We start from the raw sequence: 14235 nt of genomic DNA, 5'->3' as shown, positions 1-14235 counted from the left end.
TTGGCAGAATAGTTGTGATGTTACAATATAACATCACTATTTCAGCACAAGGGTATGGCCTCTGGCCAGGGGTTTTGTGTCGTCGATGCCGGCCCCTTCGCGGGCAAGCCGCGCCCAGGGTCTTGGGCGAACCGCATCATCATGGGGTGATCGACTCGAACCCTGTGGGCGCCGGCTTGCCGGCGATGGACCGCAAAATGGCAACCGGCAGCTGCCGGACCCATCTGCCTGGAACCGCTCCGCCAGCCCCACCGGCCGCTAGACTCGTGTAAGGTGCGCATCTTTTCACCGCTGGAGCACTGGCATGAGCACGGCCCAACACAACGCACTGCACGGCAAGACGCTGGAGCAGATCCTCACCGAGCTGGTGGCCCACTACCAGTGGCAGGGCCTGGCCGAGCGCATCGACATCCGCTGTTTCAAGAGCAACCCGAGCATCAAGTCGAGCCTGACCTTCCTGCGCAAGACACCCTGGGCCCGAGAGCGGGTCGAGCAGCTCTACGTGAAGCTGCAGCGGGCCGGCTGAATGCCGCGTCATCCCTGGCTGGTCCTGGCCGCGCTGCTTGGCTGGAGCGGCCTGGCGATACAGGTCTGGCTGGTGCTGCTGGCGCGTTGGCAGGAGCAGGCCAGCCTGGTCGGCGGCCTGATCAATGTGTTCGGCTATTTCACGGTATTGACCAATACCCTGGTGGCCACGGTGCTGAGCTACCGGGCCTTTGGCAGGGCGTCGCGGGCGAGGGGGATCTTTCTTTCACCCATGGTGAGTTCGGGGATTGCCACGAGCATCGTCCTGGTCGCCGTGGCCTACAACCTGTTGCTGCGGCACCTTTGGCAGCCGCAGGGGTGGCAATGGCTGGCGGATGCACTGCTGCACGACGTGATGCCGTTGGTGTTCGTCCTGTACTGGTGGCTCGAGGTACCCAAGGGCAGTCTGCGGCTCTGGCACTTGCCGGCCTGGAGTCTGTACCCGGCGCTGTACTTCGCCTTTGCCCTGTGGCGTGGGCACGAGATCGGGGTGTATGCCTATCCGTTCATCGATGTGGCCAGCCTGGGGTACGGGCAGGTGATGCTCAATGCCCTGGGGGTACTGGTGGGGTTCTGGGGCATCGGCCTGGTGCTGCTGGGGGGGGATCGTTGGCGGGGCAGGCGGTTGCCGGGGATGGCGCAGTCGCGGTGAATCGCTGGGGCCCCATTCGTGGGCAACTCCCACAGGGGCCGAGTCGACCACAAATGATGCGCTTTGCAGGGGCCCTCTAGGGGAGGGCTTGCCGGCGATGGGGCGCGAAGCGGCCCCAAACGGCATCGGGGCTGCAAACCTCATTCGTCGTCAGCGCTACCGTCCACACGCCAGTAGGCCGCAGCCTTCAAGGCATCCTCCGGCACACCTTTCTCCAGCAGCAACGCCTTGGCTTGGCGGGTCAGGGTTCTTTCCAGGGCGATCCAGCCGTACAGCCGGCCCGCTGGCAGTGCCAGGTGTCGCACCCGGTCGAGCAGGTCTTCCTCGTGGCGACGCACCCAGATCACTTCCACCTGGGCCTTGCTCGGTAGTGGCTGGCGTTCCTGTTCATCCTCGACCTGGATCACCGCCAGTACCTGGCGGCCGGTCGGCAGTTCCTCCAGGCGCCGGGCGATGGCGGGAATGGCGGTCTCGTCGCCGACCAGCAGGTAGCTGTCGAAGATGTCCGGCACCACCATCGAGGCGCGTGGGCCGGCGATGTCCAGGGTCTGGCCTGGCGTGGCCTGGGCCGCCCAGGTGGAGGCGGGGCCGTCGCCATGCAGGACGAAGTCGATGTCCAGCTCGTTGGCCTGCAGGTCGATACGCCGTGGCGTGTATTCGCGCATGGTCGGGCGAGCGCCGCCGTCGCGGCCCAGGTCGCGGGCATCGATGGCTTGTTGCTGCTCGGGCGTGAGGGCGAACAACAGCTTGATGTGGTCGTCGCTGCCGAGGCTGGTGAAGCCGGCGAGCTCAGGGCCGCCGAGGGTGATGCGGCGCATGCGCGGGGTCAGCTCGGTGACCCGCAGTACCTGCAGGCGGCGTTGCTTGATCGTGTGGTTGACGCGGTGGATGGTGTCGCTCATGGGGTGTTCTCCTGAACGGAATCGGCCGGCCCGGAGGCGATGGCCTTGGCAGTGTCGTTGAGCAGCGTGCGCACCCGCTCGATCTCTTCGGGCGACCAGCGTCCGCTGTGCATGTGCAGCGCGTGGCGCAGGTTGCCGACGGCTTCGTGGATTTGTGGGGGGCGGTCATGGCCACGCAAGGCGCGCTTGCTCACCTCAATACGCATGCGCACGCCGTCCAGCGCCACAGCCTGGGCGAGCAGGGCGTCGCGGCCGCTGTCGGTGATGGCGTAGAGACGTTTGCTGCCCTGCACCTGGCCGCTGATGAGTTCGGCCTCCTCGAGGAAATTGAGGGTCGGGTAGATCACCCCTGGGCTGGGGCTGTAGCTACCATCGAAGAGGCTTTCGATCTGGCGGATCAGGTCGTAGCCGTGGCCGGGTTGTTCGGCGAGCATCGACAGCAGCAGGAGCTTGAGATCGCCCGGGGCGAACACTCGAGGGCCGCGCTCGCCGCGACCAGGGCGGCGTTCGAATGGGTCATGGTCACGCATGCAAGGCTCCGTCTTTGACGATATATCGCTAGATATTACTCAAGATATATCTTTAGACAAGCCTTGAATGATGATGATTATCATCTGGATATTCGATGCATTTCCCAGGGCTCGGGTAATGCCCATTCAAGGGGCCGCGTGCGCGACCTCCGGCGCCTTGCATTGGGTGGCGCTGCCCGGTTCCAGGTACGGCATGAGGATCGGCGCCATGCCCTTGAGCACCTGCACCGGCAGGGCCGAGGTGAACTTGAACGCTTCGGCCGCGCGCCCTGGGACGAAGGCGGTGAGGGTGCCGAAGTGGTTGTCGCCGAGGAAGAACACGAAGGTGGCAGTACGGTTGAGCGAGCGCGAAGCGATCAGCCGGCCGCCGGCGCCGAAGCTTTCGATGCGGTTGTCGCCGGTGCCGGTCTTGCCGCCCATCACCAGCGAGGTGCCGTCGTGCAGCTTGAAGCTGCCGGAGATGCGCCGCGCGGTACCGGCATCGACCACCTGCGACAGGGCGCCCTTCAGGGCCCGGGCGACTTCCACCGGGAGGATCCGCTGGCCACGGTCCGGGTCGCTGATCAGCTTGGTCTCGTAGGGTGTATCGGCGGCGAAGTGCAGGGTGTCGATGCGCAGGGTAGGCAGGCGCACGCCATCGTTCTGGATGATGCCGACCAGCTCGGACAACGCCGCGGGGCGGTCGCCGGAGCTGCCGATGGCCGTGGCCAGGGACGGCACCAGGTGGTCGAACGGATAGCCCACGCGCTTCCAGCGCTGGTGGATATCCAGGAAGGCCTCGATCTCGACCATGGTGCGGATGCGGCTGTCGCGGGCCCCCTGGTGGCGGCTCTTGAACAACCAGCTGTAGACCTCCTGGCGCTCGAAGCGGCTGGCGTTGATGGTCTCGGTGAGCGAGGCGCCGGGGTTCTTCAGCAGGTAGCCGAGCAGCCATAGGTCCAGCGGGTGGACCTTGGCGATGTAGCCCTGGTCGGGCAGGTCGTACTTGCCGGGGCCATAGGCATCGTACATCTGCGACAGGCGCCCGTCGGTGAGCTTGGCCAGGGCTTGCTTGTCCTTCTGGCTATGGGCGCGGACGAAGGCGTTGAAGGTTTCCTGGCCGGCCTCGGGAAACAGGTAGCGGTGCACCGCGGCCAGGCGCTGCGGGGTGACGCGCATGCTGTCGAGGAAGGTGTCCAGGCGCTGCTGGGAGGTCTTGCGCTGGTACTTGCGCCAGAAGCGCATCAGGTAGCTGGTGCCTTCGCGATCGGCGAAGCGGGCCAGGTACTCCTGGCGGCGCGGGTCGGCATCGTCCTTGAGCAGCGGCTCGCGGTTGTAGGGCTGCTGGTAGGTGACGTAGCGGACCAGATCGCGCATCAGGCGGATGAACGGCAGGTTGATCGACTCGCGCAGGGCCACCTTGAGGGTCGGGTTGCGGCTGTTGTCTTCCTTGCGGAAGTTGTTGAACACATGCATGCCGCCGCCGGTGAAGAAGGCTTCGCCGGTGTTGGCCGAATACTTGCGCTCCAGGGCGGCATCGAGCATGGCGTCGAGGTTCTGGTCCTTGCTGTTCTGCATCAGCCAGTCCAGCGACCAGCGGGTGATGCGGTCAAGGGCTGCCACCTCGACCTGCTTCAGCTCGGCCACCGGCTTGCCGGCGTACTTGTCGTGCAGTTCGGCGATGATTTCCAGGTAGGTGGTCAGGACCCGCAGCTTGGCCGTCGAACCGAGCTCCAGCTTGCTGCCTTCGTTGATGTCGAACGGCTGGTCGGTGCTGTCGGTCTGCACCCGTACCCGCGAGCCGTCGGCCGTACGCTCGAACAGAGTGAAGCTGTAGCGCACCTGATCGGTGGTCTTGGGCGTGAGCAGGCGCTCGCCGATCAGCCCAATCTGGGCGGCGAACTCGGGGTCGGAGAGGTTCCTCAGGTACTGGCTGACCTGCATCTGCAGGTCGGCCTGCAGGGTACTGGTGGCTGACAGGTCCAGGCGATCGAGGTCGTACAGCGGGCGATTGAGCATGGCCGCCAGGCGGTTGCGGGCCAGGCTGATGCCCTTGTTGGTGATGATCGGCACGATGGTCGGCTGGGCCACCCAGTCACGGTACACCGCCTTGCTGGCCAGTGCCGCATCGGCCAGCGCCTGGTCGATCACGCCATTGGCGCTCAACACGCGGATGTGCGCATCGGTGAGCCGCGCCAGGTCTACCCGGCCCTTGGTCAGGTAGTGGGATGGCCGGCGCTGGGCAATCATCAGCGACAGCACCTGACGCAGGGCCAGGCCGCGCTCGGCCATGCTCTGGGCATCCGTGGCGGTGGAGGCCAGGGCCCGGTTGACCTGGGTGAAGTCGGCGCCATACCAGACCCGCAGCCCTTCGGCCATGCCATGCACTTCGCCATGGCCGGGCACGGCCGACAGCGGCACGCTGTTGAGGTAGTCGCGCACGATGCGTTGGCGCGCCACCGTGGTATCCGGCCCGCCCTGGTAGGCGCGTACGCTGGCGGAAATCATCTGGCGGATCTTCTCGGCGCCGGAAACGGTCAGCCCGTCGGGCGAGTGGCGGTATTTCTCCAGCTGGGTGGCCAGGGTGCTGCCGCCAGCGGACTGGCCGGGCAAGGCCAGGTACTTGGCCACCTGGCTGTACGCCGCCTTGGCGAAGCGCGGCCAGTCCACGGCCGGGTTGTTGCGTGGATCGTTCGGGTCGAGCAGTTCGCGGTTCTCGATGAACAGCAGGCTGTTGACGATCACCGGCGGGATCGAGGCGAAGTCCGGGTACAGGTGTTGTGGGTATTTGTATTGATAGAGGGTGTCGCCGCGGCAGTCGGTGATCGACAGGCCGGTCTGGATCTTCTCCACGTAGGGCGCGAACAGGCCGTGCTCGACATAGTTCATCAGCGCCGGCGAAAAACGCACCTGTTCGCTGATCAGATAGTCACGCTTGAGCAGGCGTGGCAGGAACTCGCCCAGCGAACTGTAGCCCAGGCGTTTGTCGAACGGGCCGTCGCCTGGGTAGATGATGGCATCGCTGGGGCCCGGCTCCAGGGAGTAGGTGAGGGTGCTGGCCAGGCGGCTGAACTCCCGAGACTGCAGCTTCGAAGTCTGCACTTCGTCATAGACGGCGAAGCCGATGGCGATGATCGCCAGCAGCAGGACCAGGACGATCAGCCTCCACCACAGGCGGCGTTGGCGTGGGGTCTTTGGCAATGGGGCTTCAGCCAGATGTGTTTCGGGTGCTTCCATTCTGGTTGGTTCCGATTGCCACAGTGCGCCCATAGTCTTCAATCCGGCCGGGTATTTTCGTCTTGCTTGTCTGAAGCTTAGACGTTGGCCGGATTTGGTGAAAAATTTGTAAGAAGCGTCGAAAACCGAGGTGGGAATATGCGGCTTTGGTGCTGCTTCCATTCTTCGGCAATGTTGCTATGGTAGCCGCCCCGATCCGTGGAGAGGGGCTGGAAGGGCTTGAATGCCCTCCGCGAAAGGCTTTTTGACCGAGAATTCTCGCCAAATTTCCTTGTTTATATAGTGAAAAGCCCTACCGGCGGATTCCTATACTGCTCGACCCCTTCGCCCTGCCGGCTGCCTTGCGCAGCGGTGGACGGGCTGGCCCACAAGGCTCGCCCGGCAAGACGACACCCGGCCCATCGGCAGGGTCGGCTCTGCACGAAGGTCATATCCAATAACAAAATGAGGTTGTATTGCTATGCCAGTCGGCAACCACCCTGCCCATGGTGAGACCGCCCAGGGCGGCCCACTCAAGCGAGAACTGGGCGAACGGCACATCCGTCTGATGGCGCTGGGCGCCTGTATCGGTGTCGGCCTGTTCCTCGGTTCGGCCAAGGCCATCGAAATGGCCGGCCCCGCGATCATGCTTTCCTACATCATTGGCGGCCTGGCGATCCTGGTGATCATGCGCGCCCTCGGCGAGATGGCCGTGCACAACCCGGTCGCCGGTTCCTTCAGCCGCTACGCCCAGGATTACCTCGGCCCGCTGGCGGGCTTCCTCACCGGCTGGAACTACTGGTTCCTGTGGCTGGTCACCTGCGTCGCGGAAATCACCGCCGTGGCCATCTACATGGGCATCTGGTTCCCTGACGTACCGCGCTGGATCTGGGCCCTGGCGGCCCTGGGCAGCATGGGGGCGATCAACCTGATCGCGGTCAAGGCGTTCGGCGAGTTCGAGTTCTGGTTCGCCCTGATCAAGATCGTCACCATCATCGCCATGGTCCTGGGTGGCATCGGCATCATCGCCTTCGGTTTCGGCAACGACGGCGTGGCCGTAGGCATTTCCAACCTGTGGAGCAATGGCGGCTTCATGCCCAACGGCGTGACCGGCGTACTGATGTCGCTGCAGATGGTGATGTTCGCTTACCTGGGCGTGGAAATGATCGGCCTGACCGCTGGTGAAGCGCGCAACCCACAGAAGACCATTCCCCAGGCCATCGGCTCGGTGTTCTGGCGCATCCTGCTGTTCTATGTCGGCGCGCTGTTCGTGATCCTGTCGATCTACCCGTGGAACGAGATCGGCAGCCAGGGCAGCCCGTTCGTGATGACCTTCGAGCGCCTGGGGATCAAGACCGCTGCCGGCATCATCAACTTCGTGGTGATCACCGCCGCGCTGTCGTCCTGCAACGGCGGTATCTTCAGCACTGGGCGCATGCTCTATAGCCTGGCGCAGAACGGCCAGGCACCGTCCATCTTCGCCCGCACCTCGAACAACGGCGTACCGCGCAATGCCCTGCTGCTGTCGATCGGTGCGCTGTTGCTGGGCGTGCTGGCCAACTACCTGGTCCCGGAGAAGGTGTTCGTCTGGGTGACCTCGATCGCCACCTTCGGTGCGATCTGGACCTGGGTGATGATCCTGCTGGCCCAGCTCAAGTTCCGTGTCGGGCTTTCCACTGCCGAGCGCCAGGGCCTGAAGTACCGCATGTGGCTGTGGCCACTGAGTTCCTACCTGGCGCTGGCCTTCCTGGTGCTGGTGGTGGGGCTGATGGCGTACTTCGAGGACACCCGCGTGGCGCTGTACATCGGCCCGGCGTTCCTGGTGCTGTTGACGGTGCTGTACCACGTGTTCCGCCTGGCGCCCAAGGGCCAAGCGCAAGGGGTGGCGAGCACCGCCTCCTGACCCAGTGGGCCTGGGGCTGCAAAGCAGCCCCAGGCCACGATGAATGCTTCAGGCCGCCACCTCGCTGTGCGGCTCGAAGCTGTCGGCCCGGGCCAGTTGCCACATGCGTGAGTAGAACTGGCCATTGACCTCGCCGGTGAGCAATTCACCGGGCTTGAGGAACACGTGCATCTGCGAGAACAGCTTGATCTCGGTGGCGCTGATGCGTCGCACCAGGTGCTTGGCCTCCAGCTGCGACGGATGCTCAAGGCCCGCCGCGGCGAGCATCTCGGCCAGGGCGCGCAGGGTGTTGTGGTGGAAGTTGAGCACCCGCTGGGCCTTGTCCGGGACTACCAGCGCACGCTGGCGCAAGGCATCCTGGGTCGCCACGCCGGTCGGGCACTTGTTGGTGTGGCAGCTCTGCGACTGGATGCAGCCGATGGCGAACATGAAGCCGCGTGCCGAGTTGGCCCAGTCGGCACCGATGGCCAGCACGCTGGCGATGTCGAAGGCGCTGACGATCTTGCCGCTGGCACCGAGCTTGATCTTGTCGCGCAGGTTCAGGCCGACCAGGGTGTTGTGCACGAACAGCAAGCCTTCGCGCAGCGGCACGCCGATATGGTCGGTGAACTCCACAGGGGCCGCACCGGTGCCACCCTCCTTGCCGTCGACGACGATGAAGTCCGGCAGGATGCCGGTTTCCAGCATGGCCTTGGCGATGCCCATGAACTCCCAGGGGTGGCCCAGGCAGAACTTGAAACCCACTGGCTTGCCGCCGGACAACTCGCGCAGGCGGGCGATGAACTGCATCATCTCGATCGGCGTGGAGAACGCGGTGTGGCGTGACGGCGAGATGCAGTCCTCGCCCATGAGGATGCCGCGGGTCTCGGCGATTTCCTTGGTCACCTTGTGCTTGGGCAGGATGCCGCCATGGCCCGGCTTGGCGCCTTGGCTCATCTTGATCTCGATCATCCGTACCTGCGGGCTGCGCGCCTGTTCGGCGAAGCGCTCGGGGTCGAAGCGCCCGTCTGGCGTGCGGCAGCCGAAGTAGCCGCTGCCCAGCTCCCAGATCAGGTCGCCGCCGTGTTCGCGGTGGTACGGGCTGATGCTGCCTTCGCCGGTGTCATGGGCGAAATTGCCGAGCTTGGCCCCCTGGTTCAACGCACGGATGGCATTGGCACTGAGCGAGCCGAAGCTCATGGCCGAGATGTTGAAGATCGACGCCGAGTAGGGCTGGCTGCACTGCGGGCCGCCGACCTCCACGCGAAAGCTCGCCGGGTCGGCCAGTGGCGCCGGGCGCATGGAGTGGCCGATGAACTCGAAGCCAGACTCATAGACATCGATGAGGGTACCGAACGGTTTGTCCGAGGCTTCGTTCTTGGCCCGTGCGTAGACCAGCGAGCGCTGTGCCCGGGAGAAGGGCAGGGCGTCGCTGTCGGCTTCCAGCAGGTACTGGCGGATTTCCGGGCGGATGCCTTCGACCAGGTAGCGGATATTGCCGAGGATCGGGTAGTTGCGCCGTACCGCGTGGCGTTGCTGCAGCAGGTCGAACAGGCCGATCAGGCTGAGCACGGCGGTGGCCAGGGTGAATGGCCACAGCCACTCGTGGTGGAGGAACGGCAGGCTGGCCAGGGTGAACAACACGCAGGCAGCGAAGAAGGCATAGCGACTGAGAAGTGACAGGCTCATACGGGGTCCTTGCGAATGGCTCGGTCAGGCTCAGGGCCTGGGCAAACCCCGACCATAGCCCGGTTGGACGGCGCTTTGCCAGCGTGCAGGGGAGGAGAAAAATGAAAAATCGGGTATCGAAAATCATTCTCGATAAATTATGTTATAAAGTATCGATTCAAACCTGAGGTGATTCACCATGAAACCCGATATTCATCCCGCCTACCGTCCTGTGCTGTTCCATGACACCGCTGCCGATGTGTATTTCCTGATCGGCTCCACCGTGGAGACTGACCGTACCCAGGTGCACAGTGATGGCCAGACCTATCCCTATGTGGCCCTGGATGTGTCCAGCGCCTCGCATCCGGTCTACACCGGCCAACAGCGCAAGGCTACCGTCGAAGGGCGGGTGGCTGGGTTCAACAAGCGCTTCGCCGGGTTTGCCGGCAAGGTCAGGTGATACGGTTGCGCTGCTTCATTCGCAGTTAAGGGACCTGGTTGCCATTTGGGGCGCGAAGCGGCCCCAAATGACTGTGGCCATCCACCTCGCCAAGCCGCATCAGCCCGAATACACGTCCCGCAGCAATTTCTGCCGCCAAACCTCCTGCTCCGCCCCTGGCGCCTCGACGAGAAACCGATACTGCCCGGCAACCCGCGTCGCCACTGCCACTCCGTCCCGGTACAGCAGGCGATTGCCGCCCACCGCCGGCACCTTCGCCCCCGGCAGCAAGGTTCCTAGCAGGTTCAACGGGTCGCACGCACTGACCATCACCAAGGCGCCGTCCATGCCCCGGCGCCTGACCTGGCGCAACAGCCCGACCGCCTCCGGCAGGGCGAACTGCTCGCCGGCCAGCCCGGCGATGAAGCGCCCACCGCGAATCTCCCCTCGCGCCTCCAGTCGATGATAGCAGCGCAGCAGGTCGCGCCAGGGCGGCAGCACATCGCTTTCCCGTTCCAGCAGGCGCCAACAGATCACCCCGTAGCGCCGCAGCAAGGTACGGGCGATGTGTTCCAGGCGCTGCTCGGTGTCCGCAGTGCCGCCCCCACGCCGGAGCAGCGCCCAGCGTCCGGCATGGGCCATGCTGCTGGACAGCGGCGGATGGCCACGGCGGCTGTTGCGCGACGTGCGCTTCGCCGCCGGCAGGATCAGGCTGCGCAGGCCGCTGAAACTGTCGGCCCCGACCAACCCCGAACCCACCAGCTCCTGCAGCGCCGTTTCCAGTTCGCTGGGCAGCAGATGGGCCTCGTGGGCCAGTTCGTCGAAGAACAGCGCACCCTGCTCCCGAAGAGCCTGGTGCACCCGTTGCGCACGCGGCGCCAATTGTTCGGGGTCGGGGGTGTTGGCCAGGCTGCGCCACAGCCCGAGGTGTTCGCGGGGCAGCAGCACCAGGGGCGTGCTGGACAGCGTACTGGTGGACACCGTGGCGGCCAGCCGGCTCCAGGCCCATTGACCGCTGCGGCAGGCATCGTCCAGCCAGTACCGGCTGTAGTCCTCGATCCGCGCCGGCAGCAGCTCCGCCTCCCAGGCCCCCGCGGCGCAGGGAAAACCCTGCAACTGGCCGAGCGCCTCGGCCACCGCCTGCGGGCCGCGCAGCCGCGTCCCGGTGGCCAGGTGCTGCCAGTCGAACAGAAAGCGCATGAAGTCCTGCAGGCTGACCGGTTCGATCTCCCGGCGCAGGCGTTTGATCGTGTAGCGGTGGATGCGCGCCAGCAGGTGCCTTTCGCACCATTGCTGCGCTTGCTGGCCGGGGCTGAAGTGACCACGCAGCACATAGCCTTCGCCCTCCAGGCGAGCCAGCGCCTGCTCGATGTCCGGGCTCGGCTGGCCCAGGGGCGCGGCGATCTGCGTCACCGTCAACGGGCCGAAAGCGCTGAGCCGGGCACGCAGCAGTTCGGTCAGCGCGGTATCGGCGTCGATCGGTTGGTCGAAGCCGGGCAGCAGCCCCAGGGGTGGTTCGAGACGGCCCAGGGGATACAGGGCCGTCAGCAGGTCGAGGCGTTCGCGGGCCAGCCACAGGGCCTGCCCTGCATCCTGCAGCAGGCAGGCGCGACCGGCCTTCGCCAATTGATCGAGCAAGCTCTCCCAGCCAGCATTGGCCTGTGCTTCCGCCCGGCTGATCGCGCCCAGGCTCATCAGCGCTTCGTGCATCTCGTCGGTGCTGGCCGGTTGCGGCCAGGCTTCGTCCCTTACGGCGGCGATGGCCTCGGGATCCAGCGCGCCCAGGTCGTCGCTGCTGCTTGTCTCGTTCCAGCGTCGGTTGAGCACGGCCTGGGTGCGGCGCTCCTCCAGCGGGGCGTCGTCGAGGAAGGTATACGGCCGTGCATTGAGGATGGCCGAGGCCAGTGGCGAAGGGGCGGGCAGGTCGCGGCTGAGCAGGCGCACCTCGCCGTTTTCCATGCGCCGCAGCAGGGCCAGCCAGCCTTCGCAATCCATGGCGTCGTGCAGGCAGTCGTCGAGGGTCTGCGCCACCAACGGATGGTCGGGGATCTGCCGCTCGCCGACGATGTTCTCGAGGCAAGCGATCTGGTCGGGGAACACCGCGGCGACCAGGTCCTCGCTTTTCATTCGTTGGATCTGCGGCGCCACTTTGCGTCCGCCGACATAGCGCGGCAAGGCCAGGGCCACGGCTGCGTTCCAGCGCCAGCGCACCCCGAACAGCGGGGCGTCGAGCAGGGCCTGGACCAGGATCGGCTCGGCGCTGCGGCTCGCCAGGTAGCGCCAGACCTCGTCCAGCTCGAAGCTGTGGCTGGTGGACAGCGACAGCACGATGGCGTCCTCGCTGGCCGCGGCCTGCAGTTCGAAATTGAAGGTCCGGCAAAAACGCTTGCGCAGGGCCAGCCCCCAGGCACGATTGATACGGCTGCCATAGGGCGAGTGGATGACCAGCTGGGTGCCGCCGGACTCATCGAAGAAGCGCTCCATCACCAGGGTCTGCTGGGAGGGCAGGGCACCGAGGACCTGGCGGGTACGGCCCAGGTAGTCGAGCAACTGGCTGGCGCTGTCCGGGGCCAGTGCGTAGTTTTCCTGCAGCCATGCCAGCACCGTGGCGATGTCGCCGGCGCTGCGCTGCAACTGTTCATCGAGCCGTGCCTGCAGGCGGGCGACTGCGGCGGACAGCTCGTCACTGCGCCCGGGAGCTTCGCCCAGCCAGAACGGGATGGTCGGCGGCAGGCCATGGGCGTCCTCGACCCGTACCCGCCCGGGCTCGACCCGCAGGATGCGGTAGGAGGCATTGCCCAGCTGAAAGATGTCACCGGCGATGCTCTCGACCGCGAAGTCTTCGTTGACGCTGCCGATGTTCAGCGCCTGCGGCTCGAGCAGCACGGCATAGTCGGCGGTCTCGGGGATGGTGCCGCCGCAGGTCAACGCGGTCAGTTGGCTACCCCGGCGCCCGCGCAGGGAACCGCTGACGGCATCGCGGTGCAGGTAGGCGCTGCGCACGCCCTGGCGGCCATTGAAGCCTTCGGCGAGCATGCGCAGCACGGCCTGGTAGTGTGCTTCGTCCAACTGCGCGTAGGGCGTGGCCTGGCGCAGGCAGTGGTACAGCGCCTGCTCCGGCCAGGGCTGGTTGCTCACCTCGGCGACGATCTGCTGGGCGAGCACGTCCAGCGGGGCCCGGGGGACATGCAGCTCGTCCAGTTCACCACGGCGCACGCAGTCGAGCAGGGCCACGCATTCGATGAGGTCGTCCCGCGAGGTCGGAAACAGCCGTCCCTTGGGCACGCCGTCGATCTGGTGCCCGGAGCGGCCGACGCGTTGCAGGAAGGCCGCGATCGAGCCGGGCGAGGCAATCTGGCACACCAGTTCGACGTCACCGATGTCGATACCCAGTTCCAGCGAGGCGGTGGCCACCAGGACCTGCAGCTCACCACCCTTGAGGCGTTGTTCGGCGGCCAGGCGATATTCCTTGGCCAGGCTGCCGTGGTGCGCCGCCACCGCCTGCGTGCCCAGGCGCTCGCCCAGGTGACGGGTCAGGCGTTCGGCCAGGCGCCGGGTGTTGACGAACACCAGCGTGGTGCGGTGCTCGCGGGCCAGGGCGGCGATGCGGTCGTAGACCAGGTCCCAGACATCCGTGGCCATGACCGCGCCCAAGGGTACGGGCGGGACTTCGATGGCCAGGTCGCGGCGGCGGGCGTGGCCGATGTCGACGATGGCGCAGGGGCGCTCGTGCCCCACCAGGAAGTGTGCGACGCGCTCCACCGGTCGTTGCGTGGCAGACAGCCCGATACGCCGCAAGGGCCTGGCGCACAGCGCCTGCAGGCGTTCCAGGGTCAACGCCAGGTGGCAGCCGCGCTTGTTGCCGGCCAGAGCATGGATCTCGTCGACGATCACCGTGTGCACGTTGGCCAGGCCTTCGCGCCCGGACGCCGAGCCGAGCAGTACATAGAGCGACTCGGGGGTGGTCACCAGGATGTGCGGCGCCAGCTTGCGCATGGCGGCACGCTCCTTCTGCGGGGTGTCGCCGGTGCGCAGCGCGGTGGTGATGCGCGGCGCTTCGAGGCCCTGGGCTTGCAGGGCCTGGCTGATGCCTTCGAGGGGAGCCTGCAGGTTCAGGCGGATATCGTTGGACAGCGCCTTGAGCGGCGAAACGTACACCACCTGGGTTTGGGCGGGCAGGGGGCCGGCGTGCGCCAGGCCCTGGCGGAACAGTTCGTCGAGGACGGCGAGGAAGGCGCTCAGGGTCTTGCCCGAGCCGGTCGGCGCGGCGAGCAGCATCGATTGGCCAGCATGGATCAGCGGCCAGGCGCGGGCCTGGGCGTCGGTCACGGTGGCGAACTGCTGGCCGAACCAGGCGCCGACGGCGGGGTGGAACAGTTCGAGCACCGGGTGGTGCTGGGCGGGGAGGTTCATGTGTCGTTTATGGCGGGCCTGGGACAGGT

General features: G+C 65.9%; 9 protein-coding genes. 4 read left to right on the top strand and 5 right to left on the bottom strand.

Features of this window, described 5'->3' with window-relative positions; genetic code table 11:
- Positions 1-304: 304 nt before the first annotated feature.
- Both ACDI39_RS11305 and ACDI39_RS11300 read left to right on the top strand, forming a co-directional pair.
- Positions 305-526, top strand: a complete 222-nt coding sequence (locus tag ACDI39_RS11305) for a VF530 family protein (protein ID WP_225788098.1) — start codon at positions 305-307, stop codon at positions 524-526.
- Complete coding sequence (locus tag ACDI39_RS11300; protein WP_253081254.1) at positions 527-1177, top strand: Pr6Pr family membrane protein; 651 nt, start codon at positions 527-529, stop codon at positions 1175-1177. It abuts the gene before it with no gap.
- Between the two features lie 140 nt (positions 1178-1317).
- Here ACDI39_RS11300 and ACDI39_RS11295 read toward each other — a convergent pair whose 3' ends face one another.
- The 3 genes from ACDI39_RS11295 to ACDI39_RS11285 all read right to left on the bottom strand — a co-directional run bounded on the left by ACDI39_RS11295 (position 1318) and on the right by ACDI39_RS11285 (position 5858).
- Complete coding sequence (locus tag ACDI39_RS11295; RefSeq protein WP_225788100.1) at positions 1318-2079, bottom strand: siderophore-interacting protein; 762 nt, start codon at positions 2077-2079, stop codon at positions 1318-1320.
- The gene (locus tag ACDI39_RS11290; protein WP_225788101.1) at positions 2076-2609 is read right to left on the bottom strand and encodes a PadR family transcriptional regulator; all 534 of its coding nucleotides are present in this window, start codon (positions 2607-2609) and stop codon (positions 2076-2078) included. The genes ACDI39_RS11295 and ACDI39_RS11290 overlap by 4 nt, the downstream gene beginning before the upstream one ends.
- A 126-nt stretch (positions 2610-2735) precedes the next feature.
- Entirely contained in the window at positions 2736-5858 is a 3123-nt protein-coding gene (locus tag ACDI39_RS11285; protein ID WP_486538680.1) for a biosynthetic peptidoglycan transglycosylase, read from the bottom strand.
- A 427-nt stretch (positions 5859-6285) separates the two neighbouring features.
- Here ACDI39_RS11285 and ACDI39_RS11280 point away from each other — a divergent pair, with 427 nt between their 5' ends.
- Positions 6286-7707: an amino acid permease gene (locus ACDI39_RS11280; RefSeq protein ID WP_225788103.1), complete on the top strand. Its 1422-nt coding sequence runs from the start codon at positions 6286-6288 to the stop codon at positions 7705-7707.
- A gap of 48 nt (positions 7708-7755) precedes the next feature.
- On the opposite strand, the gene ACDI39_RS11275 is transcribed toward ACDI39_RS11280, so the two are convergent.
- On the bottom strand, positions 7756-9375 hold the full coding sequence (locus tag ACDI39_RS11275; RefSeq protein WP_225788104.1) for an FMN-binding glutamate synthase family protein: 1620 nt from the start codon (positions 9373-9375) through the stop codon (positions 7756-7758).
- 178 nt (positions 9376-9553) lie between these two features.
- Between ACDI39_RS11275 and ACDI39_RS11270 the strand changes: the two genes are divergently transcribed.
- Complete coding sequence (locus tag ACDI39_RS11270; RefSeq protein ID WP_225788105.1) at positions 9554-9814, top strand: type B 50S ribosomal protein L31; 261 nt, start codon at positions 9554-9556, stop codon at positions 9812-9814.
- 99 nt (positions 9815-9913) lie between these two features.
- On the opposite strand, the gene ACDI39_RS11265 is transcribed toward ACDI39_RS11270, so the two are convergent.
- On the bottom strand, positions 9914-14206 hold the full coding sequence (locus ACDI39_RS11265) for a DNA glycosylase AlkZ-like family protein (RefSeq protein WP_486538677.1): 4293 nt from the start codon (positions 14204-14206) through the stop codon (positions 9914-9916).
- Positions 14207-14235: the final 29 nt, after the last annotated feature.

The sequence above is a fragment of the Pseudomonas sp. Tun-23181 genome, from assembly GCF_057415455.1.
This window is presented reverse-complemented; position numbering and strand designations above follow the sequence as displayed.